Below are 26,794 nucleotides of genomic sequence, written 5' to 3' on the forward strand. Positions count from 1 at the left end.
GCCACCTCCATCATCCGGTCGCCTCCGCCAGCCGGGCCCGGTCCAGCTTGCCGCCGGAGGTCAGCGGCAGCTCGGCCACGCGCCGCCACGAGACCGGCACCATGTAGTCGGGCACCCGGGCCGCCACGTGCTTCCTGAGCGCCGACGCGGCCAGCTCCTCCCCCACGTAGACCGCCACGAGCTGGGAATCCACCACGACCACGGCCACCTCCGCCACCCCGTCATGGCTGCGCGCCGCGGCCTCCACCTCGTCCAGCTCCACCCGGTAACCACGCAGCTTGACCTGCCGGTCCAGCCGCCCCAGATGCACCAGGGCGCCGCTCTCCCAGCGCACGCGGTCGCCCGTGCGGTACCAGTCGCCGGGCTCCGGCGTTCCGGTGGCGATCTCGTACGGTCCGTCGCCGCGCAGGAAGCGCCCGGCGTCGTCGGCGGGATCGACGTAACCCGAGAAGCGCTGCCCGCCGCGCACGCACAGCTCGCCCTCACTTGCGACGGCCCGCCGCTCGTCGAGCACGACGGCCTCCAGATGGTCGTAGACCCGGCCGATCGGCACCGTCCCGTTGCTGGTGGGCGTCCAGTCCGCCGGGGCGGCGGGCAGCCGGTGGTTCGCGCACACGCCGGCCAGCTCCGTCGGGCCGTAGTTGTTCTCGATGGCCCGCCCACCGCCCACCGCCGAACGCCAGGCGGCCACGGCGGCGTAGCCGAGCTGCTCCCCGCTGAACATGCTCCACCGCAGGTCGGGGAGGCAGCCCTCGGTGAGGGTACGGGTCCGGCGGGCCAGCGTGATCACCGAGGGCACGGTGTCGAGGTGTGAGATCCGCTGCTCCCGCAGGAAGCGTACGGGGCTCAGCCAGGTCCGCTGCCCGGCCACGACGAGTGTCGCGCCGGTCGCCCAGGTCGCGAGGAGCTCGAACACCGACGCGTCGAAGGTCAGGTCCGCCGCCTGGGCCACCCGGTCGGCCGGGCCCAGCTCGTACAGCCGGGTCACGTGGCCGAGGTACTGGGCCAGGGCCCGATGCGTGATCGGCACCCCCTTGGGCCTGCCCGTCGATCCCGAGGTGTAGATGACGTACGCCTCGTCGTCCGGGTCCGGGCCGGTGACGGGCGACCGCGATCCCGTCGCGGGCACCGGCAGAGCTCGCCTGCCGGCGGGCGGTTCGAGGTGCGGCACTCCGTAGGTCAGCACCACGTCGGGGTCGGCGGCGCGTACGACGTCGGAGACCCGGGCGGCCGGCCAGCGGGAGCCGAGTGGCAGGACCGCGCCGCCCGCCCGCAGGATGCCGAGATAGGCCGCGTAGGTCGGAGCGGACCTGTCACCGCAGAGCGCGACCCGACGGGTGCCGCCGAGCATGGGGGCCAGGTACGCGGCCACGACCGCGGACATGTCCCACAGCTCGCCATAGGAGATGTCCTTGCCTTCGAGGTGGAGGGCGGTCAGGGACCGGTGGCGCCCGGCCGTTTCCGCCACCTCGGCGACGATGTCACGCATGACCGCCTCCCGGTCAGTTCGCCAGGGCGGGCTCAAGGGCACGCAGCCGCCGTACGCTCGGAAAGGTCAGGCTGAGCAGCCGCGGCAGGGCGACGAGGGCCGCCATCATGAGCAGCGCCGCCGTCACGGCGCCGGTCGCCGCCACCGCCGCGCCCAGCGCGTATCCCACGGGCCGCAGCGCCTGGGAGCTCAGCCAGTCATAGGACGAGACCTTGGACAGTGAGTCCTCGGGCACGTGCTGCTGCATAGTGGTGATCCAGAGCGAGTCGGCCGCCGTCATGCCCGCTCCGGCCACCGCGATCATGACCACCTGGACGGCGGCGGGCGCGCCGACCGCCACCAGGACCAGCGCGGGCACCAGCAACAATTCGGCCAGCCGGGCCACCAGCAGCGGGTGCCTGGGCCGGTAGCCGAGGAGCAGCACCAGGTCGCCGAGCACGTCACCGACGCCGAGCGCCGCGATGACCAGGGCCCAGCCCAGCGCGCCGCCCTCCGCCCGCAGCGCCAGCACCGGCCCCACGATCATGAACACGGCGATGGCCACCTGCGTGCACATGAAACCCGTGACGCTCGTCCAGATCCACGGCGTACGGGTGACGAGCCGGAAGCCGTCCGCCAGCTCCCGCAGCAGGTCGCCGCCGGCCCGGCGCCGCGCGGCCGGCGCCTTGATCCGGGCCGCGAGCAGGCCGCTGACCAGGAACGTGACCCCGTCCAGCAGCAAGGCCCAGCCGGCGCCGACGGTGGCCGCCAGCCCGCCGGCGACCACCGGCCCGGCGATGCCCGACAGGCTCCTGGTGACCGACATCAGCGCGTTGGCCCGTCGCAGCTCCTCCTTCGGCACGGTGAACGCGGTCAGCCCGGAGGCGGCGGGCAGGTGGAACGCCTGCGCCGTGCCGAACAGCACCTGCAGAACGATCAGCAGCGGCAGGTTGACCTGCCCGGTGAGGACCATGGCGCCGAGGCCGAACTGCACCAGGCCGCGCACCAGGTCCATCGCCGCCATGATGAGCTGGCGGGGCAGCCGGTCCGCCCAGACCCCGCCGATCAGCAGGAAGCCCACCAGCGGGATCGTGCTCGCGCCCAGCGCGACCCCCGCCGCCGCGCCGGAGCCGGTGACCTCCAGCAGCCCCACGGTGAGGGCGACCAGGCTGAGCATGTTGCCGGTGACCGATATGGAGAAACCCGCATATTGGTATCTGAACTGCCGATGCCGCAGCGGCGTCAGCGGCTCCTTCCACCGCCTCACCCGTCGCCTCCCTCCGCGAAGCCCTCCGAGAGGGTGCGAAGAACCTCGCCCACCGAAGCGTCGAGCGCGGCCCGGTCGTCGCCGCGCAGGGTCAGGTTGGCTATCCGATACTGAGTGGCCGACTTGTCCGCCCCGTCCTGCGCCAGCTCGTCCACCGCGCACACGCCGGGGATCTCGCGCAGCATGCGTCGCCGCAGCGAGGTGCGTACCGGTCCCCGCCTGCGGGCGAACGTGGGGAACACCCCGGCCGCCGCGCCCGGCGCGATGGGCGGGCCCACCTCGGGCATGTCGCCGACCGCCACCTGGAGGGCGATCCTGACCAGGTCCGGCCCGCGCAGGAGGCGGAACAGCCGCGAGGTGTGCCCGGCCAGGCGCCCGTTCACCTCCAGCACGTCGAACCCCTCGGGGGTGAGCAGCAACTCCGTGTGCGTCACCCGGGGCCCGACCTTGAGCGCGTCGAGGATCTCGCCGGTGTACTGCCTGGCCGCGCGGCTTCGTTCCGGGGACAGGCCGGACGGGAGGAGGTCGCCCTGGACGTGTACGGCGTCCGCTCCCCCGGGACCGGCGCCCCTGGTCACCGCGACGGGCAGCTTGTCCAGCACGCCGAGATGGACGCGTTCGGCGCCCGTGGACACGGTCTCGACCGAGACCAGGCTGCCCAGCCAGGGCGGACCGGTGGGGTGCGGAGCGGGGTCGATGCGCGTCTCCAGCATCAGCCCGGTCCAGTCGCGGCGCAGGTCGAGTTGCCGCCGCACGTCCCAATCGGCGTCGATGAACGCGATGCCCTGCCCGCCCGCGGCACGCCGGGGCTTGAGCACGCAGGGGCGCCCGAGCGTGGCGAATCCCCGTACGAGGTCCTCGGGCGCGTCCACCGGCACGGCATCGACCGAGGTCAGGCCGTGTTCCCCGAGCACGCGCCGCTGCACGAGCTTGTCCCACGGGTTGTGCGTGGGGGCCGCCGTTGCCGGGTGCAGTGCGTCGGCGAGTTCGAGCTCGTCGTCGTGGAAGGTGGTCACGCCGCGCAGCCCCAGTGGGGCGACGATCTCCGCCACGTGGTCGCCGGGCAGCGCGCCGTCCCCGGGCAGAACGTGGCCACCGGACAGGACGTGGCATTCGAAGAACCGCTCGGCGACCCGCATGATGTCCGGATTGGCCGCCGCGACCGCCGCCCTGACCAGCAGGACCACCTCGCACACGCCCTGGGAGGCGACATAGATCTCGCGGAGGTTGGCGGCGCCGTCGGGGCCGTGGCAGACGCCCAGCCTGGGCGTGGTGGGCTCGGGCATGTCGGCTGGGCTAGCGGGCGCCGGCCGTACGGACGCTCTCGAGCAGCGTGCCCAACCGGCCGTCCATGAAGAACCGCTCAAGGGGGATCTCAGCGCCCAGCCGCGACTCGATGCGCTCGATCAGCGTGACGGCGAGCAGAGAGTTGCCGCCCAGCTCGAAGAAGTCGTCATCGGCCCCGGGAGCGGTGACGTCGAGAACGTCACACCACTCGGCCAGCACCACGTCGTCGGCTACCCGGTTCTCCACCAGTCCTCCATTCAAGAAACGATCATGTGAGTCTTAGAGCCCAGACAGGAGTGAGCACCGCGCCCCTGCGTGTCTTGGGTGTCTCGGCATCGAGCCCGAGGTCGATTTCACCGAGGCCCTTGTCGATGGCGTACCGGAGCGGGGCCTGGACCAGGCTCTCCACATAGGCCGCGTGCCGCAGTGGCGTGTCGTCGGCGACTCCGGTCTCATAAATCTCCAACCGCCCCCCGGCCCGGCAGGCGAACGTGACCGCAAGGCAACCGGACGCGACCCCCACCCGGCCCGGCTCGACCCCCGGGCAGCCGGGCGCGACCTCCACCCGGTCCGGCGAGTCCCCCGGGCGGCCGGGCCCGCCGCCGGCCTGCACGACGAAGGCCAGCCGTTCGCCCAGGGGCTCGGCCGCCCAGGCGGACAGGCGCATCCTGAGCAGGCGAGGGTGCTCGGCGAGGCCGTGCCTGCGTTTGACGCACGCGACGAGTGCCGCGCCGGCCGCCACGGCCTCCCGCGCGGTCACGACGGTGGTCCGCAAGCCCGCCTCGACCACCGCCCGGCGATCCTGCACCACGGTCCGGCGCCGGCTGTGCGCAAGGCTCGCGAGGTAGCGCTCATCATCGGCCGGCACCACGATCCGGGAACACCGGCCGACCTCCTCACACCACCACTCATCCGAGCTCCCCCGACCACCCGAACCCTCACCACCACCCGAACCCTCACCACCACCCGAACCCTCACCACCACCCGAACCCTCGCGACCGCCCAAGCTCCCCCGACCATCCGGGCCCTCCCCATCCCCCGAGCGCTCTCCCTGGCCGGTCGGGGCGAAGGCGGGGCGTTCCCCGTCCCGCACGTAGATCGCGGCCGCGACCAGCCCCCGGCGCCCGGCCTCGGCTCTGGCCGCGCCGACCAGCGCGCGCCGCACGTCGTCGGTCTGGTCGGCGGTGAGGGTGGCGGCGGTCACGGTCCCGGCGACCAGGTCGGTGCAGCCACCCACGAAGAGGTACGACCGCGCGTCCTCGACACTCCCGAACAGCCGAGGCGCCAGAGCGGCGGGATCGAAGACGGCGCTCGGCACGTCCCGGCTCTTGGAGCGCTGCAGCGGGAGGAGGCCCAGGACGGCGCCCCCCTCGCCGATGGCCAGGACGAACTCGGTGTGCCAGGAGGCCGGCAGGTAGGGGCGCCCGAGCCTGCCGGGCATGAGGCTCACGGAGGCGGCCCGCCACCCGTCGCCGGGAAGGTCGGCGGGCAGGCCGTCGAGGCCGACCACCACCGTTTCCAAAGCACGCAATTCGCGAATTTCCGTGCGTGACCCCGTCATCCCCGCCGCCTGGTCAGCAATTCCCGTGGACGTCGCGTTATCCCCTCGGGAATCTACACCTTCACCGCCTGGAACAACGAATGGCGCTCCATCGCGGAATGATGTCCGCAGCGACAAGACGACACCTGCAGCGCGCAGCCCACCGGCCGCGGACCCGCTCCAACCAAAGCATTTATGAATTTCTTCCCGAAAAATGCTCGCCCGACGAAACGCTGGGTCTACGCAGCGCCAGATCGGACCCGCACCGAAAACACCGGGAAACGCGCAATTTACCGAATTTCGACTCTCATCCCAGGTGACCCGCCTACACCCTGGTCGGGAGCTCGAACGAGATGGCGTCGGCGAGCCGGGACATCACCCGGGCGTGCATACCTCAGCGAGTCCGCGTCGAACACCCACGCGCAAACCCCGCCCCGCCAGAACATCCTCCACATGAACAGGGTAAGCGGCGAAATGCCGAATCATGCGGCGCGCCGGACGACCAAGCCGGCCGAGGTCCCGAATAACGCCTTGAGCTGGTTCTTGGTTTATGGCCACATCGGCATGGACCCCGTTCGGGATGCCGAAACGGTCCGGCTAGATCTCGGCGGGTCTGAGCCGGTCGGCGATGTCGAGCCAGGTCGTGACGTCGGACGCGGTGAAGTGCCGGATGGCCCAGTCCGCCATGCGCAGGCTCATGTGCGCCCAGGAGACCAGGGCCACCGAGGCCGGCACGGATGCCTGCGAGCCGGAATCCGGGCCGGGGGTCAGGAGAGGAGCCAGGTGGGGAGCTCGGTGGGCGAGGTCGAAACGCAGGGTGAACAGGTCGAAGCCGGCGTCGCCGCGGGTGGCGCCGTCCCAGTCGATCACGCCGGTGACCGTTCCGGCGGCGTCGGTCAGTACGTTCTCCGGATGGAAGTCGGTGTGTACGAGGTCCTCGCCCTCCAGCGTGTCCGGGAAGGCCCGGCCGACCTCCTCCACCTGGTCGAGCAGCCGCCGGGTCCGGCTGTCGTAGGCGCGCGGCGGGCCGTGCAGGCAGAAGCCGGGACCGTCCGCGCGCAGGTGGAGCCGCAGGCCCGGCAGATCGGGGCGGCCCGCGAGCACGCCGCGGCAGCGCCGGTTGACCTCGATCATGGACCGGACGGTGGCGGCCGTGGGCATGTGCGGGGTGGTGCCGGGGAGCAGCTCCTGGACGACGACCGGCGGGTGCACCAGCTCATACCTCGGCGCCGGGACACCTGCCGCCCGCGCCGACGCCAGCAGCTCGCTCACGTCAGGCCCCCGGGTGAGCACCGATCGGTGGCCGTCCGGCCAGCGTACGTATGCCGCGCCCACCTGCCCACCCGGACAAGGACCCTCGTATTCGAGCGGGACCGGCAGCTCCCGCAGGACCTGGTAGACATCGAGGCGGGGCACGCGAGGGAATGTCATGGCGGCGGCCTCAGCGCGGCAGGCGAGCCAGGGCGGCGGCGGTGCCGTCGATGAGCGTACGCAGGCCGTGCTCGAACGCGGCCTCGCCCATCGAGCCGCCGTCGCGCAGGGCCACGAGCAGAGGAGCGGAGACGCCGCCGTCGAGCAGGCCGGCCAGCTCGTCCATGGGCGTGGCCGGCAGGTGCTCGTTCTGCTCCTGGAGCACGAAGCCGAGGACGTAACGGCCGATGGCCGCGATCGTGTCCAGCGCGAGCAGCGGGGTGAACCCGCGCTCCACCATGGCGGCAAGCTCCCGGTCGAGCTCCTTGACCGTGTCCAGGCCCAGCAACTTGCCGCTGGCGACCAGGCGGGCGCCGTCGCGGTGCGTGAGCACGGCCCGGCGGTAGGCGCGGGCCCGGCGGGCGAGCCACTCCTGCCAGGACTCGCCGTCGCGCGGCGGGCCCATCCCGGCGGACCTGGTGATCGCGTCGGCCACGCCGTCGAGCAGATCCTGCTTGGTGCGGATGTGCCAGTAGAGCGACGGTGACTTGACGCCCAGCTCGGCAGCGAGCCTGCGCACCGTCAGCCCCTCCAGCCCGACCTCGTCGAGCAGTCGCAGGGCCGTCTCGATCATGGTGTGGCGGGTCAGGCCGGCCCGCGTGTCGTCACCCACATTGACACTCTAGCAATGCTAGAGAAATGACGATCTTCCTGCGGGACACGGTCGGGCTGCCGGCCTGGCAGTCCTGGCTGGCGGGGAGGGTCTCCGCCCTCGTCCCGAGATTCCGCCGGCTCGCGCCGTGCCAGCTCGACTCCCTCGAAGCACTGGACCGGCTCGGCGTCCGCCTGGACACCTACGCCCGGATCACCGTGCCGACCGTGCTCCTCAGCGGCGACCGCAGCCCGGCGCACCTCCCCGAACGCCTGGACGCCATCGGGCGGGTCATGCCGGACGCCGAGCGGGTGGTGATGCCCGGGCGTGACCACAGCGCCGACCTGAGGCACCCCCGCCAGGTGGCCCAGCTCATCGAGGCCCAGGCCCGCAAGGTCCGCCACCTGCCCGGTTAGCAGCCCGCCCGGTGGCGGTCAGGGGATCAGGCCGCGTAGCGCGTCGAGGCGTTCGGGGACGATGGCGTACCAGGCCCACTTGCCGCGCTTCTCGCGGGTCAGCAGCCCGGCGTCCACGAGGATCTTGAGGTGGTGGCTGACGGTGGGCTGGGTCAGGCCCAGCGGGGCGGTGAGATCGCAGACGCAGGCCTCGCCGGTCACGCTGCCGCTGATCATGCTGAGCAACTGCAGACGGGTGGGGTCCGCGACCGTCTTCAGCGCCCCGGCGAGCCGCTCGGCCTCCGATCGCGAGAGGGGTTCGGCGGCGCTGCGGGGGGTCTCGTCAGGATCGGTCAGCCGGGTAACGGGGTGCTGCACCAAGCCAGTTTAGGGACTGATCGACGATCAGTGACTCCCTGTCCGGGAAGTTGGTTATGTGTCCCCGAGCGCTCGTTCCAGCGCTCTCACGACGGCTCGGACCGGCGTCTGATGCCGGTCAGCAAGCGCCGCAGGAGGACCACGTGCCCGCGCGTGCCGATGACGAGCAGCCGGTAGAGGCCACCCGTCCAGCCACGGCACGGGCGTAGCCGGGTCGGGCGGCCGGCCCCGGAGAAGGCCCGGTTCACGGCCTCGGCCAGGACCGGCCAGACGTCGTGGACGTCGGCCGCGATGGTCGTCGCGTGCTCGTCCAGGCACGGCAACTGAGAGTTCTGCACCGAAGCCTCCTTGACGCTCAGAAGCCTCCCCTGAGCGTGCCATGCAGCCGCGACAAGGTATAAACAGGATAAGATCGTGACGAAACACGCCGCGGTCCGACTCCTGACGTTCTTCCCTTCCGCCGGAGACCGACTGACGTGAGATCGCCCGAGTTCCCCGACCGCCCGGCCACGCTGCGAGCCCTCGGCACCCCCGTGCCGTCCGAGGCGGCCGCGTCGCGACAGAGCGACCCGGAGCCCGTCGTGCTCGCGACCACCCAGGAGACCGCGATCTGGGGCTACTTCCCCACCGACCGCGCGCCGGTGCTGACCGTGGACTCCGGGACGGTCGTCAGGATCGACGCCGTGAACCAGTCCGGAGTGTCGGAGCCCGAAGGGCCGGTCGCCTACTTCGAGGCCCTGGGCGTACCGGCCGGCCAGGTGTTGCCCGAACTGGCCGAGGTGGCGAAGAACCCGCGCCCGGCCGGCTCCACCGGGCACGTCCTCATCGGCCCGATCCAGGTCAGGGGGGCCGAGCCCGGAGACGTCCTGGAGATCCGCATCCTGGACGTCACGCCGCGCGTCCCGTACGGCGTGAACAGCACCGGGCCGGGCCGGGGAGTCTGCGGCGACCTGCTGGACGAGGCCTCGACCCGCCTGCTGTGGCTGGACGCATCGGGCAGCCACTACTCGTTCGGGCACGGCATCAAGGTCCCGTTCAAGCCGTTCGCGGGGATCATGGGGGTCGCGCCGCCCACGTCGGCCGGCTTCGTCTCCGCGAACCCGCCGGACCGGTGGGGCGGCAACCTGGACTTCCGCGACCTCGTCGCCGGCACGACGCTGTACCTGCCGGTCTTCCAGCCGGGGGCCATGTTCTACACCGGCGACACGCACGGCGCGCAGGGCCACGGCGAAGTCGACCAGACCGCCGTCGAGCACTCGATGGCGGTCACCGCGCAGTTCGTCGTCCGCAAGGGCGCGAGCCTGGAATGGCCGCGCGCCGAGAGCGACGAGTATTTCTGGTGCATGGGAATCGACGCCGACCTCGACGTCGCACTGGAGATCGCCGTCAAGGAGGCGGTCGGCCACCTGGTGGAGGTCAGCCAGGGGGCGTTGACGAGCGCCGACGCGTACGCGTTGTGCAGCATCGCGATCGACTTCGTCGTCGCCGAGGCGGTGGACGGGAACAAGGTCATCGTGGCCTACATCCCCAAGTCCCTGCTGCCCTGGCACTGACCGGCCACCCGCACCCACCGCCGCCCGATCCGCAGCGATCGCGCGGCGGTCTGTTTTGTGCGCTCAGAACGAGCGGTGCAGGCCCAGCAGGGCCAGGATCACAGTGACCACGGGGATCAGGTCGGGCCAGACCACGACAACGATGATCACCGTGGAGGAGAAGACCAACTGCAGGAGGCGGCCACGCTCCCGCGGCGGCTCCGGAGGCAGGGGGGTTGTCGGCGCCGGATCATTCATAGTGTCCGCTGTCATTTCTATACAGAAATCTGATGGTGGGCATCCAGAGGACCACAGCCACAGCAGACCGGTCCATATCCATACAGGTCATGTTGATGTCGTCCCGGAGACTGGTGAAATCGGCCGACAGGGTTACCATCGGAGCCAGCCATCTTCTGCAGAGGAAAAGTGGAGCCCCCATCCGTGACGGCAAGTCGTGCAAAACCGCGGAAGCGCCCGATGTACGGGCGCATCGCCGACGACCTACGCGACGCGATTCGCAACAACGCGCTGCGGGACGACGCCGATCAGCCGACCGATCTGCTGCCCGGCGAGGAGGCTCTCGCCGAGCAGTACGGGGTGTCCCAGGGCACCGCGCAACGCGCGCTCAACCAGTTGCGCCAGGAAGGGCTCATCGACCGCGTCCCCAAGCGCGGCAGCCGGGTCAGGAAGACACGCAAGAAGTTCCTCCGGGACGGGATCAAGCGGCTCGAACGCGACTCCGAGCACCTGTTCATGTTGGCCGACATCGACACGCGGGAGCTTCAGGTGCTGTCCATCACGACGGGCACCCGTACGGCGCAGGTCCACGAGGAGGAGATGGTCAAGTGCTTCGGCACCAACATGCGCCTGATCTTCCGGCGGCGCGTCTATGTGGTGGACGACAGCCCCGTCTCGCTGGCCACCAGCTTCATGCCTCTCTATCTGTTCAAGGACCGCGGCGAGGCGGTGCTGGCCCAGGACACGGGTCCGGGCGGCATCTGGGCCAGGCTGGCGGAGGCCGGTCATGAGGTGGTCGACGCCGACGAATACATCGACTGCCGGATGCCGACCCCCGAAGAAGCGGAGGAGCTGGACATCCCCTCGCACATGCCAGTGTTCGTGCTGTTCCGGGTCGCCGAGAACGCCCGCGGACAGGTCGTGGACCTCGCGGTCGTCGTCCTGCCAGGCGATCGCTGGCGGCTGCGTTACAAGGTCCGGCAGAAGCGCCAGGTGCTGACCAGGAGAGCGCCGACCGCACCATGACAACGCTGTCGGCGGGAGGGGGTGTCCGGACATCGGGTGAGACGCCACAACGCGGACACCCCCTCCCGCCGCACAGTACGTGCCGTCGGCGGCCGATCGCAGGGCCCCCGACGGCCAGGTTAGTGACTCCTCACAGGAGCCCGGCAGGGGTCAGGACGCCGGCAGTTCGCGTACGAGACGCGAGGTCCACGGGCACCAGACGAGGCCGGGCAGGAACGCCCCGCCGGCCTCGTCCAGGTGGTCCTCGACGTAGGGGATGGTCGCGTCACAGACTTCGATCGCGACGTCGAAGAAGTCGACCGTGTCGGAGTTCAGGTGGTAGCTCCAGCGCGGGTTGTAGGGCGCGGAGCGCTTGATGATCCGCCCGAGGAGGTGGGGCCGGTCCGTGGTGGCACCGCTGAGCAGGTCGCGGGCGTGCTGGATCCGGTCAGGATTGGTGAGCTGGACGACGAACCGCTCCCTGGTGATGTCGGTGAACTCGAAGTAGGTGGCGGATACCGCCTGGACGGGTGCCGGGACGGTCAGGGCGAGCAGCGCGAACGCCGACAGGGCTGCTGCGACCTTGGCGGGGATCATGCGCATGGGGGATGCACCTCCAGTGCCGATGGGCCGTCGTCTACGGCCAACGGTCACACACTGTAGGGATTGATTACTCATAGTGACAGTCCCAAACGTCAGGGGTTCCTCGACCACCACCGCGCAGGGCGCGTGCTGGAGGAGAAAGGCGTTTACCAGCGCTTGGTCACCGGTCCCCGCGCGCCGGGAAAGCCCTGGTGAAGCGGGCATGCCGGACCGCGACCGCCGCGTGATCGCTCGATAGCGTCGCAGGCATGATTCGTGTGTTCCTCCTCGACGCCCATGAGCTCGTACGGCGGGGCGTGGCGGCGCTGCTGACGGCCGAGGACGACATGGAGGTCGTCGGCGAGGCGGACACCGCGGAGTCGGCGCTGGCCCGCATCCCGGCGGCGGCGCCCGACGTGGTGGTGCTCGACATACAGCTGCCCGACGGCAGCGGCGCGGACGTGTGCCGCGAGGTCCGCGCGCGGGTGCCCGGGCCGGCCTGCCTGATCCTGACCGCGCACACCGACGAGAACGCGCTGATCCACGCCGTGACGGCGGGAGCCGCCGGCTACGTGCTCAACCGGATCCACGGCTCCGACCTGGTCGAGGCGATCCGCACGGTCGCCTCCGGGCAGTCCCTGCTCGACCCGGAGTCCACGGCCACCATGCTGCGGCTGGTACGCGAGCAGGCCGCCGGGAAGGATCCCCTGGCCGGGCTGTCGGAGCAGGAGCGGCACATCCTCGACCTGATCGGCGAGGGGCTGACCAACCGGCAGATCGGGGAGCGCATGTTCCTGGCCGAGAAGACGGTCAAGAACTATGTGTCCCACCTGCTCGCCAAGCTCCACATGCAGCGCCGCACCCAGGCCGCCGCGCTCGCCGCCCGGTTGCGCGCCGGCCGCCGCGAATGACGGCCGCGTACGCCGGCCCGGGTTTCCGCACGCGCGTACGCCGGCCTGAGTTTCCGCACGCTCAGACCGCGTACGCCGGCCCGGGCTTTCTCAGGTGCGGACCACCGCGACCGGGCAGCGGGCGTGGTGCAGGACGCCGCGGCTGACCGAGCCGAGCAGCAGCGAGCCCATGGTGCCGCGTCCGTGCGAGCCCACCACCAGCAGGTCCGCCTTGTCGCAGGTGGCGGTGAGCGCGTCCACCGGGTGCCCGGACTGGATGTCCTCGACCACCTTCACCTGCGGATACTTCTCGGCGAAGGCCGTCAGCCGGTCGTGCACGACCCGCCGTTGCGCCGCCCGTACCTCGTCCATGTCGTACACGATCTCCGGCGCGAAGGCGTGCACCGGGAGCTGCCAGGCGTACAGCATGCGCAACGTGCTGCCGCGCAGGCTCGCCTGCTCGAAGGCGTAGGCCAGGGCCGGCTCGCACTCCGGCGAGTCGTCCACCCCGACCACGACCTCGCCCTGCACCGGCCGCCGCTCGCCCCGCACCACCACGACCGGGCAGTGGGCGTGGCCGGCCACGTGCGTGCTGACCGACCCCAGCAGCGCACCGGTGAACCCGCCCAGCCCGCGGCTCCCGAGCACGATCTCGGTGGCGTCCTTGGCCTGCTCGCGCAGGACCGCCGCGGTCGGGCCCTCCTCGATCTGCGCCAGCACCTCGACCTCGGGCTGCCGCTCCCGGGCGAGTTCCTCCGCCTCGCGCAGGACCTTCGTCCCCTCTTCGCGTAGCGTGTCAGCCAGGTCGATGCTGGGATATCTGCCGATCTGGTACGGCGAGCGGTCCACGACGTGCACGATCCGCAACGGGACCCGCATCCGGAAGGCGTCGTTGGCCGCCCATTCCACCGCGGCCCGCGAGGCCATGGAGCCGTCCACTCCTACGATGATCATGGCCTGCCTCCTTTCCCCACACTCCCAGGGGACCTCGCCGGCGCCGGCCGCGGGCAGGGCCGGAGGTCGGTCGTGCCAGGGCCGAAAGACCCTGTTCAGGCGTTCGACCAGCGGTGGTCGGGGTCAGAGCCGGGCGAGGATCTTCTGGAGCTGTCCCACCTCGGCCTGCTGGGTGCTCTCGATCGTTGTGGCCAGCTCCCTGGCCTGCGGGTTCGAACCATCGGCCTGCTCGGTGCGGGCCATCTCGATCGCGCCCTTGTGGTGGGCGATCATGCGTTGGGCGAACAGCTTGTCGAATTTCGGCCCTTTGGCGGCGGCGAGCTGCTTCATGTCCTGCTCCGACGCCATGCCGGGCATGTCGTGCCCCATCCGGCCGGACGGCATGGGTTTGCCCCACGCGGCCAGCCAGCCCTTCATGGTCCGGATCTCCGCCTGCTGGGCCGCCTTGATCCGCGCGGCGAGCTTCTTGACCTCCGGATCGCTCGCGCGGGCCGGTGCCAGGTCGGCCATCTCGACCGCCTGCTCGTGGTGCGGGATCATCATCTGCGTGAACGTGACGTCCGCGTCGTTGAAGGCCGCGGTCGGCGTGGCGGTCGCGGGGGTGGTGGCGGTCGAGCCGCCGCTGATCCCCTCGTGCCCCGCCACGGGGTCGCCGCCGTTCCCGCCGCAGGCGGTGAGCAGGGCGAGCGCCGTCGCGGCAACGGTGATGGACATGGTGCGGTTGATGCGCATGGTGCTCGGTCTCTCGATCGTAGGAGACGCCGGCCTGGTCACGGACGGCCTCGGAGCCCGTCCGCCGTGGTCACCGGCCGAGATGCGCATGGCCGGTCCGGCGGCGGCCGTCGCCGCCTCCGGACGCTCCGGTCAGGCGGAGACCGGCTCGTAGCCCGCCTCCGTCACGGCGTCGCGCACGAGGGCCTCGTCAACGGGCCCGCTTCCGGTCACCGTCACCCTGCCGGTGGCCAGTTCGACCTCGACGTCCGTGACACCGTCGATCCTGCCCACTTCGGACCGCACGCTGCCCACGCAATGTTCACAGGTCATCCCGCTGACGGTATAGATCGCGCCGCCCATGCCGACTCCCTCCATAAATACCCCCTATGGGTATTATCCGACCCGAACGTATACCCGGGTGGGCATCCAGGGCCACCTATACCCCGTACCCGTATGTGAGACCCGGCATCACGGCCGGTGTGGCTCGACCCGGGCTTGACATATACCCCTGGGTGGTATTGATTAGCGTCTCGTATACCCCACAGGGGTACATGAGACGCTTGGAGTAGTCACCATGTCCGCACCATCCCCACGGCGTTGGACGGCCCTGGCCCTGATCGCGCTGGCCCAGTTCATCGTCATCATGGACACGTCGATCATCGGCGTGGCCCTCCCCCGCATCCAGGAGGACCTCGGCTTCTCCCAGGAGAACCTGTCCTGGGTCTTCAACGCCTACGTCGTGGCCTTCGGCGGTCTCCTGCTGCTCGGCGGCCGCCTGTCGGACCTGTTCGGCGCCCGCCGCCTGTTCGGTGCCGGCTGGATCATCCTGCTCGCCGGCTCGCTGATCGCCGGTGTCGCCCCCGAGGTGTGGGTCGAGCTGACCGGCCGCGCCGTCCAGGGCGTCGGCGCCGCCCTCATCGCGCCGTCCGCGCTCACCCTGCTGATGATGCTGTTCGGCCACAACCCCGGAGAGCTCACCAGGGCCCTGGCCCTGTACGGCGCCGCCGCGCCCGCGGGTGGCACCGCCGGGGTGTTCCTCGGTGGCGTGATCACCGAATACCTGAGCTGGCCCTGGGTGTTCTACATCAACATCCCGATCGCCCTGGTCGCGCTGCTGGCCACCGGCCCGCTGATGCCCGCCGCACAAGCCCGGCGCGGCTCCATCGACGTGCTCGGCACGCTGACCGTCACCCTCGGTCTCGGCGCCGCCGTCTTCGCCATCGTCCGCGCGCCGGAGGTGGGCTGGGGCTCCGCCCAGACGTGGATCGTGCTGGCCGCCGCCGTGGCGCTGCTGGCCGCGTTCGTCGCCATCCAGGCCCGCCGCCGCGAACCGCTGATGCGGCTGTCGATCTTCCGCGCCCCCGACCTCTCCGCGGCCAACCTGACCCAGTTGCTGCTGGGCGGGGCGTGGATCCCGATGTGGTTCTTCCTCAACCTCTACCTGCAGCAGGTCCTCGGCTACAGCGCCTTCCCCAGCGGCGCCGCGCTGCTGCCCATGACCGTGCTCATCATGATCGGAATGATCGTCCTGGCGCCGCGGGCCATCGGCCGCCTCGGTCCCAAGGCCGTGACCGTCACCGGCCTGGTACTGCTCGCCGCGGGCATGGCCTGGCTGTCGCTGGTCAGCCCGGACGGCAGTTTCGCGGTGGACGTCCTGCCCGCCAGCCTGGTAGCCGCGCTCGGCATGTCGCTGGCCTTCATCCCCTCCCTCGGCACCGCCATCTCCGCCGCCCGCCCCGAGGAGGGTGGCCTGGCCTCGGGCATCGTCAACACCAGCTACCAGGTCGGCTCGGCGCTCGGCCTGGCCGCCATGACCGCCGTGGCCGCCGCCAACGGCTCCGACCAGCTCGGCGACCTGCCCGCGCTGACCAGCGGCTTCTCCTCCGCCTTCGTCGGAGCCGCCGGCATCGCCCTGGCCGGCGCCCTGCTCGCCGCGGCCACCCTGCGCGGCCGCGCGGCCGTACCCGCCGCCTCCGACGGCTGAACACCCCGGGCCCGCCCCGCGTATCTCCAGACGGACGGCACGTACGCGGCGTACGTGCCGGTCCTGACCATCAGGCGCCGTGAACGCCCGGGTCGGAGAGACGAGGAGGCATCGTGGTGGCCGTGCCGACGAGGCTTGGGGGAACAGCGTTGACCGTGGCGCTGGCGTTGACGCTCGCCAACCCCGCTCCCGCCGTCGCCGACCCCTCGCCCGCCCAGGCCAGGGCCCGGCTGGTGAAGCTGAACGAGCGGGCCGACCAGGTGGTCGAGCGCTACAACCAGGCCACGGAGACCTACAAGAAGGCGAAGAAGAAGTACGACATGCTCAACGCCGAGGTCGGCCGCCAGGGCGCGGCGGCCGACGCCCTCCGCGAGGACCTCGTCGAGGTCGCGGTCAGCGACTACCAGTCCAACGCGTACGCGGGCTGGCAGCGCTTCGCCTTCCAGGGCGAGCCCGAGGCGACCCTGAGCGGCCTGGCCACCCTGGAGCAGCTCGCCGAGGCCAGAGCCGCGAAGCTGCGTGCCTTCCAGGCGGCCACCAAGGACCTGCGCGACCGCCGCAACGACGCCAAGGAGGTCCTCACGGAGGCCGACGACGCGCGTGACAAGATCCGCGGCGAGCAGGCGGAGATCGACAAGCTCATCAAGGAGCAGACCAAGCTGGCGCGGCGGCTGGGCGTCTTCCGGACCGGCGATCCCGACAGCCCTGGCATCGAGTACAGCGGCCCGGCCTCCGGCAACGCCCGTACGGCGCTGGAGTTCGCCTTCGCCCAGGTGGGCAAGCCCTACCGGTTCGGGGGCACCGGGCCGGGCTCCTTCGACTGCTCCGGCCTGACCCAGGCGGCCTGGCGCGCGGCGGGCGTCTCGATCCCCCGGACGACCTGGACCCAGTGGAGCTGGGGCGCCGGCCGCCGGATCCCGCTGGACGCCATCCAGCCCGGGGACCTGCTCTTCAGCAAGGGCCTGGGGCACATGGGCATGTACGCCGGTGACGGCAAGATGGTGCACGCGCCACAGACCGGCGACGTCATCAAGATCGTGGACCTCGACGACTACTGGCGCAACCGCCTGGTCGGCGCGATCCGTCCGTAACCACCCACCGCATCCACCAGGTCGGCGCGACCGACCGCAATTACCGCCGCATCCGCCTGGCGGCCGTCACTCCCGTCGGCCGGCCGCGACGAAGAGCGGCAGCGCCAGGAAGGTCCGCCCCGACCGGGGCCGCTCCTCCTGGTCGGCGATCCAGGCCGCGGCCTGTTCCCCGGCGATCGCACCCGCCTCCCGTGCCGCCTCGGCCATCCCCGACAGCATGGGCAGCATCGTCGCGTCGGTGAACACGGCGGTCGGCACCTCCACCGTGACGTCGTGGAAACCCGCGTCGAGCAGGAGGTTGCGATACCGGCGGGCGGCTCGCGGAGCCTGGATGAGGTCGGCCCGCGCGTGCACGATCGTCCTGGTGAGGTCCGATCACGAGGGTGTCCCAGTCCTGGCCGATCAGAAGTGCGCGTCCGCCGGCGGCCAGCACCCGCCGCGCCTCGCGCAGCGCACTGGCCGGGTCGTCGAGCTGGTGGTAGACCTTGTCGGCGCGGTATCCGGCGAGCTCGCCGTCATCGAAGGGCAGGTCCACCGTGGCGGCCCGGGGACCCCACATGATCGCGGGTGGCGGCCCGGGGACGACCGCTCAAGCCGTCCTTCCCCCGTGGCAAAAAGTTCGTGCGGACGTCTGCGACACGCCGACATCAAATCCGTCTTTGCTGGCATTCGCGGGCACGTCTCTACTTAGCTCGACATAAGACACAGTTGTCAGGTTCGGGCTTCAGGCACAGGGCCAGCCCGAGGAGGGACATGTACCGACAGTTCGGTGCCGCCGTCACCGTCATCCTGACCACTCTGACCGCGCTGGCCGTCATGACGGCGACCGCCTCCGCCTCGACGGAGGTCGACAACATCGCCCATCGCGGCGGCGCCTCCTTCGCGCCCGAGAACACCATCGCGGCCTGCGCGCTGGCCCAGGTCCAGGGCGCCGACACGTGCGAGTTCGACATCCAGCAGACCAAGGATCACCACCTCGTGCTGATCCACGACCAGACGCTGAACCGCACCACCGACGTCGAGGACGTCTTCCCCGGGCGGTCCCCGTGGCGGGTGTCCGACTTCACGCTGGCGGAGATCAGGCGGCTGGACGCCGGATCCTGGTTCTCCCCGCGCTATCGCGGCGAGCGGGTGCCCACCCTCGAACAGGCCCTGCGGGCGACGAGCAACAGCAGGATCGGGCTGCTGCTGGAGATCAAGCACTTCCCCGCCAACCGGGACATCGACCGGCTGGTGGCGGCCGAGCTGGAGGACACCCGGCCGTGGTGGAGCAACAAGCGGCTGGCGGTGCAGGCGTTCGACTGGCAGTCGATGCGGACCTTCCACTCCCTCATGCCGCACATCCCGATCGCACTGCTCGGCAAGCCGCCCACCGACCGGCTCCCCGAGCTGGCCGAGTACGCCAAGGGCATCAGCCTGCCGCACAAGGATCTCACGGCCGAGTACGTGGACGCGGTGCACAGGCAGGGCATGTACGTCTATTCCGGGACGGCGAACCGGCCGACCGTGCTGCGCCGCCTGATCTCGTACGGTGTGGACGGCATCATGACCAACCGGCCCGACCACCTGGACGCGATCAAACGGGAGGCTTGGTGAGCGAGGCCGTTACCATCGAACGGTGATCGGATTGCGGAAGCGCCAGGAACGGCTCTGGGCGGTCAGCGACCTGCACGTGGCCTATGCGGAGAACCGCGAGATCGTCGAGGCCCTCCGCCCGGAGTCGGACGGCGACTGGCTGCTGGTCGCCGGCGACACCGGGGAACGGACCGCGGACATCGAGTGGGCGCTGACGCTGCTCAAGGAGCGCTTCGCCGTGGTCGTGTGGACGCCGGGCAACCACGACCTGTGGACACCGGCCGACGACCCCACGGGCTTACGCGGCGAGGCCCGCTATCAGCACCTGGTGGAGATGTGCCGCCGCATCGGGGTGCTGACCCCGGAGGACCCTTACCCCGTCTGGACCGGCGCGGGCGGCCCCGCCACCATCGCACCGCTCTTCCTGCTGTACGACTACACGTTCCGCCCGGCCGGGATGTCCCGGGAGCAGGCGCGGGAGTGGGCCGAGGAGAGCGGCGTGGTCTGCACCGACGAGTTCTTCCTGCACCCGGATCCTCATCCGAGCAGGCAGGACTGGTGCCTGGCCCGGGTGCGCGAGTCGGAGCGGCGGCTGGCGGCCCGCGATCCCGAGCTGCCGACCGTGCTGATCAACCACTGGCCGCTGACCCGCGAACCCACCCTGGTGCTGCGCTATCCCCAGTTCGCCCAGTGGTGCGGCACCGAGCTGACGCACGACTGGCACCGTCGCTTCAACGCCTCCGTGGTCATCTACGGCCATCTGCACATCCCGCGGACGATCTGGGCCGACGGGGTGCGGTTCGAGGAGGTCTCCCTCGGCTACCCGCGCGAATGGGGCGCCCGGCCCCACCCTCCCGTCCTGCCCAAACCGGTCTTCCCGGACGCGACCTGATCAGGTTCGAGCTCGGTCGCGCCACCTGGCGTAGGCGGGGCTGAGGTCGCCCGCCGTCGCGTACCACCGCACGACCCGCTCGCCCATCGCAGCAGCGCGAAGACCGGCTCCGTGGCGATGGGACGCGCCACGAGCCCGGGGCGCCGGCCGGGCGCATGGCGCGGAATCCACCGGAACGTCAAGGAAACGTGGCGATCGGCGGCGCCGCCGTAGGGATCGTGTAGGGATGGTGCCGACCGGGTGCCCGGGTGCCGCACGCTGGAGAGGCAGCACTCAGGAGGAGCCATGGTCGTGCACGTTCCGCAGCCCAGCATCCCGGCCGAGATCCGGGACGGGGTGGGCTGGGGCATGGAGCAGTTCCACCACCCCCGCCCGGTCCGCTGCGGCGGCATGATGACACCGCAGCGGCGGCAGCTCATGGAGGGCCTGTCCGGGCGGGTGCTGGAGCTCGGTGCGGGCGACGGCGTCAAGCTGACCTGCTACCCCGCCACCTGCGAGGAGATCGTCCTGGTGGAGTCCGACCCGTTCCTGCGCGCCGCGGCCCGGCTGGTGGCCGAGGACGTGCCCGTCCCGGTGCGGATCCTCGACGGGGACGCCTCGCGGCTGCCCGTCGAGAGCGGCTCGTACGACACGGTGATCTGCTCGCTCGCGCTCTGCTGCGCGCCCCGCCTGGACGAGGCCCTCGACCAGGTCCGCCGGGCGCTGCGGCCGGGCGGTGAGCTGCGCTTCCACGAGCACCCGCGCTCGGCCCACCCGGTCCTGGCGCTGGCCGAGGAGATGATGACCCCGGTGTGGGCCCGCGTGTGCGGCGGCTGCCACCCGGCCCGTGACCTGGTCACCGCCCTGGAAGGGGCCGGATTCACCATCGACCGCCTCGACCGCTTCACCCGCTGGCGCGTCTCCCACGTCATCGGCAGCGCCCACGCCGCCGCATAGTCCGATGTCTCCCGGTGCGCATTCGCCGGGCGGGGACGGGGCACGCCGCACGCCCCTCCCGCTCGCCGGATCGGCGCGGTCGATCCGGATTCTGGTCTCGGGAGACCTCAACCAGGTGGAAAGCTCATGAGAAAGGGAGTCGAACCATCATGCGTGCCGGCACCACGACCAGCTTGGACACGGCCAGGAAGGAGGTCTTCCTGCTCGTCGCCCGCGCGCTGGCCGACGTCGAGGCCCGGATCCCCACCGACCGGTTCGCCGACCTGGTGGAGCGGCTGGCGACCGCAGACGACCCGTGGCTGACCAGGCTGCTGCCCTGGATGGCCCGCCACGCGTCGCTCGACCGGCTGCGGCTGGCGGCCACCGCCGAGCTGGTCCACGCCCGGCTGGAGGCGGGACAGAAGGGCACCCGCCGGATCATCGACCGGGCCCTGCGGCGGGCCGACGAGCCGGGCGAGCTGCTGCACTACTGGCTGACCCAGTTCGGGCGGGCCGTGCCCAAGCCGGTCAAGCGGGGCGTGGCCGACGCCGTCGTACGGCTCTACGACGAGCGGGCGCTGGCCACGTACGACAGTCCGGGGGCCGTGCTGCGCTTCGCCGACGTGCTCGCGCTCACCCATCCGGTCACCCACGACGCCGTCCAGGCGGACGTCTTCCGGCACGCCGTCGCGCGCAGGCGCGGCACCGTGCGCGGCATTCCCGAGTCGCTGGTGCTGTTGCGGGCCCGCCGGTCGATGTACTGGGTGCCCGCCGAACGCCGTGCCCTCCTGCTCGAACGCCCCGACGCCGCCGACCGCCTGTCCCGCGCCGCCATGCCATGGCCCACCGTCGAGCGCTGGCTGCTCGGCCGCATGACCGGTCCCGCCTGGGCCGCCGTGCTGCCGGCGATGCCCTACCGGGACCGGCTCGCGCACCTGGCCGACTTCGAGCGCGACGGGCTGCCCGAGGAGTCCGCCCGGCAGGTGGTGCGGGAGCTGGCCGAGCCGTCGTCGGTGATCAGGGCCGGGGTCAGCCCCTTGGAGATCTTCGCCGCCCTGCGCGCGGTGCCGGACTCGCGCTGGACGCGGGCGCTGCGCGCGGCGGTCGAGCTGTCCGCCGTCAACGTGCCCGCGCTGCCCGGCCGCACGCTCGTGCTGGTGGACCGCACCGACCTGATGGCCGGCCCCGCCGAGTGCGCCCCGCTGACGCGCGCCGAGGCCGCCGCCGTGTTCGGCGCGGCGCTCGCCGCCCGGGGGGCCTCGGTGGATCTGGTCGAGTTCGGTACGGCCCAGCGGCGCGTCCCGGCCGGTCCCATCCGGGAGACGGTGGACCGGTTCGGCCCCGTGGGCGGTCGCGCCGACGCGGCGGCCGTGGTGCGGCGGTGGCTGGACGACCACGACCGGATCGTGGTGCTCACCCATCCGGACGCGGCGGCCCAGGCCGCTCAGGCCGTCACGGTCCCCGGCCACGAGCACGTCATCACCGAGCCGTCCTGCGGCTGGTTCGCCGCTATTCCGCACGTGGAGATGGCCCGCACGGCGAACTGGCCGTTCTGACCCGGCTTCGTCACCGGCCTGCCACGAACGGTCGCGACCGTTCGGGCACGACCGTTCGGGCACGACCGTGGGCGGACCGCGCGGCCCGGGCCGTCACTTCCTGGCGGCCGCCCGTTCCCTGAGCACGGTCTTCTGGATCTTGCCGTCGAGCTCTTCGGCAGCTCGCCGAAGAACACCGCCTTGGGCGCCTTGAAGTGCGCCAGCCGCTCCCTGACGTGCTCGATGAGCTCCGCCTCGCCGACCAGCGTGTCGCCGCCGGATCGCGCGGGGGTAGCCGAGCATGACGTCGTTGCCGCGGACCGCGATCTCGCCCACCGCCGTGGCGTCGGCGGGCACGTCGCCGCCCGACGTTCGGCGGTGATCTAGGTCCTCGCCTCCTCTGTCGTACGAGCGAGATCCGGGTCGTGGTCCGCGCCGTCGTCGTGGGGGTCGAGCTGGGGAATGCGCAGGACGAATCGGGCGCCCGTGGGCGAGTCCTCCAGGGTGAGGGTGCCGCGGTGCCCGGCGGCGATGTCGCGGGTGATGGCCAGGCCCAGGCCGCTGCCGCCGGAGTCGAGGCGGCGGCCGTCGTCGAGGCGGGTGAAGCGCTCGAAGACGCGCTGGCGGTCGCCGGGCGCGATGCCGGGGCCGTCGTCGGTGACGGCGATGACGGCCTGGCCTCCGGTGGCGGTGAGGGTGATGTCCACGCCGGTGGCGGCGTGCCGGCGGGCGTTGCCGACGAGGTTGGCCAGGGCGCGGATGAGCTGGATGGACGAGCCGCAGACCCACACGTCGCCGTCCGCCCGGAACCGCACCGGCACCCCGGGCCGGCTGCCGTCGTGCCCGCCGGTGTCGTCGTGCGTGTGGGTGGCGTTGGTCCGGTTGGTCTCCTGGGCGATGAGCTCGTTGAGGTTGACGAGCTCGTGCGGGCTGTCGGCGCGCAGACGGGCCTGGGCGAGCAGGTCGCCGATGATCGCGTCGAGGCGGTCGGTGGTGTTCAGGGCCGTGCGCAGGGTCTGGCGGGCGTCGGTGTCCTCGGGATGCTCCAGGGCGTCCTCCAGTTGGGCACGTAGCCCGGCGATGGGGTTGCGCAGCTCGTGGGAGGTGGTGGCGGCGAAGCGGCGCTGCTGGGCGACGGCCTCGTCGAGGCGGGCGAGGGTGTGGTTGGCGGTACGGACGAGGTCGGCGATCTCGTCCTCGCCGGGCGGGATGGGCATCCGGCGGCTCAGGTCGTTCAGGGTGATCTGCGCCATGTGGGCGCGGACGGCTTCGACGGGGCGCAGCGCGCGGCCGATGGCCACCCAGGTGATGGCGCCGGCGCAGGCGGTCAGAAGGAGGGCCAGGGCGCCCAGGAGGAGTTCCAGGTGGTGCCCGCGCAGCAGCATGGGGACGGCCAGGCCGGCCAGCACGATCGGGGCGTCGGGGGTGGGGCCCGAGCGGATCGCCACGACCATGTGCCGCCCGTCGGACAGGCGTTGCACCGGGTCGTCCGGGGCGGGCCGGACCTGGCTGAGCGCGGGCAGGCCGTGGGCGTCGGGGCTGGCGGCCAGGACGGCGCCGTGGGAGTCCACGATCTGGACCAGGTTGATCTCGGCGAAGACTGGCAGCGGGTCACGCAGCGCGCCGGGCGGGGTCGTACGGGCCACGGTGGTCCACTCACCGGCCTCGTGCTCGGCCTGGACGTAGACGTGTTCGCCGAGGGCGTAGCGGATGGCGAGACAGCCGGTGATGCCGAGCACGGCCAGGATGGCCAGCGCCAGCAGCGACGTCGCGACGGTGGAGCGCCCACGAATGGATCGGGGGTAGCGGATCACTGTGGTGGTTTCCTTTCCACGTCGGCAGCCGGGTCATCAGGCCGCCGACTTCTATCCATTTCGTCACCGTATGTCGGGAAATGTTCGGCAAGGTGGCCGTAGAACACCTAGGGACCCGCATCCTCGCCAGGACTTGACCAGAGAGCTTGACAGGGAGTGTCACGGCCACCCGGGCACTAAAAATCGGACATATCTTGTGCTGATGGACGAGAACAAGCTCCTGGGAGAGTTCCTCCGCGCCCGGCGGGAAGCCACCTCGCCCACGCAGGCCGGACTTCTCGACGTGGGCCACCGCCGCACCCCCGGGCTGCGGCGCGAGGAGGTGGCCATGCTGGCTCATGTCAGCACCGACTACTACATCCGCCTGGAGCAGGGCAGGGAACGCCACCCCTCCGAGCGGGTGCTGGAGTCGCTCGCCCAGGTTCTCGACCTCAGCCCCGAGGCCGCCGCGCACATGTACCGGCTCGCCCATCCGATGCTGCACCCGCGCCGCGCGTACGCCCGGCGCGAGCGGATCAGCCCCGACCTGCTCCGCCTGATCGAGGGCTGGCCCGACACCCCGGCCCTGCTGTGCGACCGCCTGATGAACGTGCTGGCCGTCAACTCCATGGCCGACGCCCTGTACGACGGCCTCCAGCACCGCGACAACCTGCTCCGGATGATCTTCCTTGACCCGGCGGCCCGCCAGTTCTACCCGGACTGGGAGCGCTCGGCCCGCTCCAAGGTCGCCAACCTGCGCGCCGCCATGGGCGCCGACCTCGACGACCCCCGTCTGACCGAGCTCGTCGGGGAGCTGTCGGTCAAGAGCCCGGACTTCCGCCGGCTGTGGGCCCGCCACGACGTCTCCAGCAAGGCCAGGGAGGTCAAGCGGATGCGCCACCCAGCCGTCGGCGACCTCAGCATGACCGTCGAGACCTTCTCGGTGAACAGCTCGCCGGGCCTGCAGCTCATCACCCTGCTGCCGCAGGCGGGCAGCCCCTCCGAGGAGGCCCTGCGCCTGCTCGGCAGCATCGCCGTCTCCCGTTCCGGCACCGACGCGAAGGTTGCCACGGAAGACCCGGCGCCCGCCGCCGAGAGGCCGGCGCGCCGCACCAGCCGCCGCTGACACCGGCGCGGCACCCGAGGTTTGGAGTCCCCAGCTTTCGGTACCAACCGGAATATCGGAATCCGTGGGACGGCTTTCATGAAACCAGTACAATTCGACTATGTGGCGCCCGCCTCCGTGGATGAGGCGGTGGCCGTGCTGGCCCAACGGGGGCCGGAGAGCCGCGTACTGGCCGGGGGCCAGAGCCTGCTCATCGAGTTGCGCTACCGGACCGCGCGCCCGGCCCTGCTGGTGGACCTGAACCGCGTCCCCGGGCTGTCCGAGATCGCCGTCGCCGACAACTCCGTCCACCTCGGCGCCCTGGTACGGCACGCGCAACTGGAGCGGCCCGGCTTCGACGACCCCCTGGCCGACCTCTTCCGCCTGGTCGCCCCGTACGTCGCCCACCCGCCCATCCGTGCCAGGGGCACCTTCGCCGGCAGCATCGCCTGGGCGCACCCGGCGGCCGAGTGGTGCGCGCTGGCCACGGCGATGGGCGCGGAGATCGAGCTGCGCGGCCCGGCCGGGATGCGGTCGGTGCCCGCCGACGCCTGGTTCCGGGGGGCCTTCGCCACCGCCTGCGCGCCGGACGAGCTGGTCACCGGCGTCCGCCTGCCCCGCCCGCCGGCCGGCGCGACCGCCGCGTTCGCCGAGCACCGCCGTACCCATGCCAGCTTCGCCCTCGCGGCCGCCATGGTCGTCCTGCGTCTGACCGGGGGCCGGGTGGGATGGGTCCGCATCGGGCTGGTGAACGCCGCCGACGTCCCGCTGCGCGCCATCGAGGCCGAGCGCGTGCTCACCGGCGAGCTGCCGAGCCCGGAGCTGCTGGCCGAGGCCGCCGCGCGGGCGGCGGCGGAGGCGGATCCGGCGGACGAGCCGCACACGCCCGCCGCCTACCGGCGGCACGCCCTGGGCGTCCTGGTACGACGCTGCCTCGCCCGCGCCGTCGGGAACGGCACCCACGACCTCGCGAGTGGCTCATGAACGGAACCGACGTCCTGGCGGGAGACCCATGAACCGAACCGACACCCTGGCGGGAGACCCATGAACGTCGACCTGACCGTCAACGGCGAGGCGCACAGCCTGGACGTCGAACCGCGTACCAGCCTGGCCGACGCGCTGCGCGACGGGCTCGGCCTGACCGGCACCACGCTCGGCTGCGAGCACGGCGTGTGCGGCTCGTGCACGGTGCTGGTCGGTGGCACCGCCGTACGCTCCTGCCTGATGCTGGCCGTGCAGGCGCAGGGGACCGAGGTGCGGACCGTCGAGGGGCTCGCCGACGGGGACACACCGCACCCGCTACAGGAGGCGTTCGCCGCCGAGCACGCGCTGCAGTGCGGGTTCTGCACGCCGGGCTTCCTCATGCTGCTCGCCGGAGCCCTGGCCGCCGATCCCGAGCTGGGCCGGGACGAGCGGCGGCTGGACGCGGTGCTCTCCTCCAACCTGTGCCGCTGCACCGGCTATGCCGGCATCCGCCGGGCCGCGCAGCGGGTCGCCCGGTCGCTCTGACAACTCGCCTGACAAGTAACCGAAGTCAACATCCGGACATGACCGAATATCCTCCTCTAGTCGGATGCTCCTTTTGCGCATTCA

30 protein-coding genes are annotated in these 26,794 nt (G+C 71.6%); 14 read left to right on the plus strand and 16 right to left on the minus strand.

Going from position 1 to position 26,794, the window contains the following annotated elements:
- Nucleotides 1–10: 10 nt before the first annotated feature.
- The 7 genes from ABGB18_RS20145 to ABGB18_RS20175 all read right to left on the minus strand — a co-directional run bounded on the left by ABGB18_RS20145 (nucleotide 11) and on the right by ABGB18_RS20175 (nucleotide 7,645).
- Nucleotides 11–1,489: an amino acid adenylation domain-containing protein gene (locus tag ABGB18_RS20145; RefSeq protein WP_347697076.1), complete on the minus strand. Its 1,479-nt coding sequence runs from the start codon at nucleotides 1,487–1,489 to the stop codon at nucleotides 11–13.
- Nucleotides 1,490–1,502: 13 nt separating this feature from the next.
- Nucleotides 1,503–2,735: an MFS transporter gene (locus ABGB18_RS20150; RefSeq protein ID WP_347697077.1), complete on the minus strand. Its 1,233-nt coding sequence runs from the start codon at nucleotides 2,733–2,735 to the stop codon at nucleotides 1,503–1,505.
- Nucleotides 2,732–4,021 carry a hypothetical protein gene (locus tag ABGB18_RS20155; RefSeq protein WP_347697078.1) on the minus strand — a complete coding sequence of 430 codons (1,290 nt, stop codon included), beginning with the start codon at nucleotides 4,019–4,021 and terminating at the stop codon, nucleotides 2,732–2,734. The genes ABGB18_RS20150 and ABGB18_RS20155 overlap by 4 nt, the downstream gene beginning before the upstream one ends.
- Before the next feature lie 10 nt (nucleotides 4,022–4,031).
- Entirely contained in the window at nucleotides 4,032–4,268 is a 237-nt protein-coding gene (locus ABGB18_RS20160; protein ID WP_347697079.1) for a phosphopantetheine-binding protein, read from the minus strand.
- Between the two features lie 22 nt (nucleotides 4,269–4,290).
- On the minus strand, nucleotides 4,291–5,553 hold the full coding sequence (locus tag ABGB18_RS20165) for a hypothetical protein (protein ID WP_347697080.1): 1,263 nt from the start codon (nucleotides 5,551–5,553) through the stop codon (nucleotides 4,291–4,293).
- Nucleotides 5,554–6,159: 606 nt separating this feature from the next.
- Nucleotides 6,160–6,978 carry a phosphotransferase gene (locus tag ABGB18_RS20170; protein WP_347697081.1) on the minus strand — a complete coding sequence of 273 codons (819 nt, stop codon included), beginning with the start codon at nucleotides 6,976–6,978 and terminating at the stop codon, nucleotides 6,160–6,162.
- Between the two features lie 25 nt (nucleotides 6,979–7,003).
- Nucleotides 7,004–7,645 carry a TetR/AcrR family transcriptional regulator C-terminal domain-containing protein gene (locus ABGB18_RS20175; RefSeq protein WP_347697082.1) on the minus strand — a complete coding sequence of 214 codons (642 nt, stop codon included), beginning with the start codon at nucleotides 7,643–7,645 and terminating at the stop codon, nucleotides 7,004–7,006.
- Between the two features lie 26 nt (nucleotides 7,646–7,671).
- Here ABGB18_RS20175 and ABGB18_RS20180 point away from each other — a divergent pair, with 26 nt between their 5' ends.
- Nucleotides 7,672–8,040: a hypothetical protein gene (locus ABGB18_RS20180; protein WP_347697083.1), complete on the plus strand. Its 369-nt coding sequence runs from the start codon at nucleotides 7,672–7,674 to the stop codon at nucleotides 8,038–8,040.
- 18 nt (nucleotides 8,041–8,058) lie between these two features.
- Here the strand turns inward: ABGB18_RS20180 and ABGB18_RS20185 are convergent, their stop codons facing one another.
- Nucleotides 8,059–8,397 (minus strand): metalloregulator ArsR/SmtB family transcription factor, encoded by a 339-nt coding sequence (locus ABGB18_RS20185; RefSeq protein WP_347697084.1) that lies wholly within the window; start codon nucleotides 8,395–8,397, stop codon nucleotides 8,059–8,061.
- 86 nt (nucleotides 8,398–8,483) lie between these two features.
- A complete protein-coding gene (locus ABGB18_RS20190) occupies nucleotides 8,484–8,735 on the minus strand; it encodes a hypothetical protein (RefSeq protein WP_347697085.1) in 252 nt (83 codons plus the stop codon).
- A gap of 138 nt (nucleotides 8,736–8,873) precedes the next feature.
- Here ABGB18_RS20190 and ABGB18_RS20195 point away from each other — a divergent pair, with 138 nt between their 5' ends.
- Nucleotides 8,874–9,950 (plus strand): acetamidase/formamidase family protein, encoded by a 1,077-nt coding sequence (locus ABGB18_RS20195; protein ID WP_347697086.1) that lies wholly within the window; start codon nucleotides 8,874–8,876, stop codon nucleotides 9,948–9,950.
- A gap of 63 nt (nucleotides 9,951–10,013) precedes the next feature.
- Here ABGB18_RS20195 and ABGB18_RS20200 read toward each other — a convergent pair whose 3' ends face one another.
- Nucleotides 10,014–10,187, minus strand: coding sequence for a hypothetical protein (locus tag ABGB18_RS20200; protein ID WP_347697087.1), 174 nt, complete (start codon nucleotides 10,185–10,187; stop codon nucleotides 10,014–10,016).
- Between the two features lie 219 nt (nucleotides 10,188–10,406).
- On the opposite strand from ABGB18_RS20200, the gene ABGB18_RS20205 reads away from it, so the two are divergent.
- Nucleotides 10,407–11,192, plus strand: a complete 786-nt coding sequence (locus ABGB18_RS20205) for a GntR family transcriptional regulator (RefSeq protein WP_347697088.1) — start codon at nucleotides 10,407–10,409, stop codon at nucleotides 11,190–11,192.
- 150 nt (nucleotides 11,193–11,342) lie between these two features.
- Here the strand turns inward: ABGB18_RS20205 and ABGB18_RS20210 are convergent, their stop codons facing one another.
- The gene (locus ABGB18_RS20210; RefSeq protein WP_347697089.1) at nucleotides 11,343–11,774 is read right to left on the minus strand and encodes a calmodulin-binding protein; all 432 of its coding nucleotides are present in this window, start codon (nucleotides 11,772–11,774) and stop codon (nucleotides 11,343–11,345) included.
- A 248-nt stretch (nucleotides 11,775–12,022) separates the two neighbouring features.
- Between ABGB18_RS20210 and ABGB18_RS20215 the strand changes: the two genes are divergently transcribed.
- On the plus strand, nucleotides 12,023–12,664 hold the full coding sequence (locus ABGB18_RS20215) for a response regulator transcription factor (RefSeq protein WP_347697090.1): 642 nt from the start codon (nucleotides 12,023–12,025) through the stop codon (nucleotides 12,662–12,664).
- A gap of 90 nt (nucleotides 12,665–12,754) precedes the next feature.
- On the opposite strand, the gene ABGB18_RS20220 is transcribed toward ABGB18_RS20215, so the two are convergent.
- Both ABGB18_RS20220 and ABGB18_RS20225 read right to left on the minus strand, forming a co-directional pair.
- The gene (locus ABGB18_RS20220; protein ID WP_347697091.1) at nucleotides 12,755–13,597 is read right to left on the minus strand and encodes a universal stress protein; all 843 of its coding nucleotides are present in this window, start codon (nucleotides 13,595–13,597) and stop codon (nucleotides 12,755–12,757) included.
- Between the two features lie 123 nt (nucleotides 13,598–13,720).
- Nucleotides 13,721–14,311 carry a DUF305 domain-containing protein gene (locus tag ABGB18_RS20225; RefSeq protein ID WP_347697092.1) on the minus strand — a complete coding sequence of 197 codons (591 nt, stop codon included), beginning with the start codon at nucleotides 14,309–14,311 and terminating at the stop codon, nucleotides 13,721–13,723.
- Between ABGB18_RS20225 and ABGB18_RS20230 the strand changes: the two genes are divergently transcribed.
- A complete protein-coding gene (locus tag ABGB18_RS20230) occupies nucleotides 14,310–14,483 on the plus strand; it encodes a hypothetical protein (RefSeq protein ID WP_347697093.1) in 174 nt (57 codons plus the stop codon). The two genes, ABGB18_RS20225 and ABGB18_RS20230, sit on opposite strands and share 2 nt — an antisense overlap.
- Here ABGB18_RS20230 and ABGB18_RS20235 read toward each other — a convergent pair.
- Nucleotides 14,462–14,671 (minus strand): heavy metal-associated domain-containing protein, encoded by a 210-nt coding sequence (locus tag ABGB18_RS20235; protein WP_347697094.1) that lies wholly within the window; start codon nucleotides 14,669–14,671, stop codon nucleotides 14,462–14,464. The genes ABGB18_RS20230 and ABGB18_RS20235 overlap by 22 nt on opposite strands.
- A gap of 214 nt (nucleotides 14,672–14,885) precedes the next feature.
- On the opposite strand from ABGB18_RS20235, the gene ABGB18_RS20240 reads away from it, so the two are divergent.
- Nucleotides 14,886–16,295, plus strand: a complete 1,410-nt coding sequence (locus tag ABGB18_RS20240) for an MFS transporter (RefSeq protein WP_347697095.1) — start codon at nucleotides 14,886–14,888, stop codon at nucleotides 16,293–16,295.
- A 122-nt stretch (nucleotides 16,296–16,417) separates the two neighbouring features.
- On the plus strand, nucleotides 16,418–17,386 hold the full coding sequence (locus ABGB18_RS20245; RefSeq protein ID WP_347697096.1) for an NlpC/P60 family protein: 969 nt from the start codon (nucleotides 16,418–16,420) through the stop codon (nucleotides 17,384–17,386).
- Nucleotides 17,387–17,452: 66 nt separating this feature from the next.
- Here the strand turns inward: ABGB18_RS20245 and ABGB18_RS20250 are convergent, their stop codons facing one another.
- The gene (locus ABGB18_RS20250; protein ID WP_347697097.1) at nucleotides 17,453–17,740 is read right to left on the minus strand and encodes a hypothetical protein; all 288 of its coding nucleotides are present in this window, start codon (nucleotides 17,738–17,740) and stop codon (nucleotides 17,453–17,455) included.
- A 399-nt stretch (nucleotides 17,741–18,139) separates the two neighbouring features.
- On the opposite strand from ABGB18_RS20250, the gene ABGB18_RS20255 reads away from it, so the two are divergent.
- From ABGB18_RS20255 to ABGB18_RS20270, 4 genes are all read left to right on the plus strand, one after another.
- Nucleotides 18,140–18,982, plus strand: coding sequence for a glycerophosphodiester phosphodiesterase family protein (locus ABGB18_RS20255; protein ID WP_347697098.1), 843 nt, complete (start codon nucleotides 18,140–18,142; stop codon nucleotides 18,980–18,982).
- Nucleotides 18,983–19,013: 31 nt separating this feature from the next.
- On the plus strand, nucleotides 19,014–19,853 hold the full coding sequence (locus ABGB18_RS20260) for a metallophosphoesterase (RefSeq protein ID WP_347697258.1): 840 nt from the start codon (nucleotides 19,014–19,016) through the stop codon (nucleotides 19,851–19,853).
- A 285-nt stretch (nucleotides 19,854–20,138) separates the two neighbouring features.
- The gene (locus ABGB18_RS20265; protein WP_347697099.1) at nucleotides 20,139–20,789 is read left to right on the plus strand and encodes a class I SAM-dependent methyltransferase; all 651 of its coding nucleotides are present in this window, start codon (nucleotides 20,139–20,141) and stop codon (nucleotides 20,787–20,789) included.
- Between the two features lie 149 nt (nucleotides 20,790–20,938).
- Entirely contained in the window at nucleotides 20,939–22,324 is a 1,386-nt protein-coding gene (locus ABGB18_RS20270; protein ID WP_347697100.1) for a TROVE domain-containing protein, read from the plus strand.
- A gap of 362 nt (nucleotides 22,325–22,686) precedes the next feature.
- Here ABGB18_RS20270 and ABGB18_RS20275 read toward each other — a convergent pair whose 3' ends face one another.
- Nucleotides 22,687–24,117, minus strand: a complete 1,431-nt coding sequence (locus ABGB18_RS20275) for a HAMP domain-containing sensor histidine kinase (RefSeq protein ID WP_347697101.1) — start codon at nucleotides 24,115–24,117, stop codon at nucleotides 22,687–22,689.
- A gap of 202 nt (nucleotides 24,118–24,319) precedes the next feature.
- Between ABGB18_RS20275 and ABGB18_RS20280 the strand changes: the two genes are divergently transcribed.
- The 3 genes from ABGB18_RS20280 (at nucleotide 24,320) to ABGB18_RS20290 (ending at nucleotide 26,710) form a co-directional block, all read left to right on the plus strand.
- Entirely contained in the window at nucleotides 24,320–25,222 is a 903-nt protein-coding gene (locus tag ABGB18_RS20280; protein WP_347697102.1) for a helix-turn-helix transcriptional regulator, read from the plus strand.
- Nucleotides 25,223–25,300: 78 nt separating this feature from the next.
- Complete coding sequence (locus ABGB18_RS20285) at nucleotides 25,301–26,185, plus strand: FAD binding domain-containing protein (protein ID WP_347697103.1); 885 nt, start codon at nucleotides 25,301–25,303, stop codon at nucleotides 26,183–26,185.
- A gap of 60 nt (nucleotides 26,186–26,245) precedes the next feature.
- Nucleotides 26,246–26,710: a (2Fe-2S)-binding protein gene (locus ABGB18_RS20290; protein WP_347697104.1), complete on the plus strand. Its 465-nt coding sequence runs from the start codon at nucleotides 26,246–26,248 to the stop codon at nucleotides 26,708–26,710.
- Nucleotides 26,711–26,794 lie beyond the last annotated feature (84 nt).

The organism is Nonomuraea sp. B12E4, assembly GCF_039871825.1.
Lineage (GTDB): Bacteria > Actinomycetota > Actinomycetes > Streptosporangiales > Streptosporangiaceae > Nonomuraea.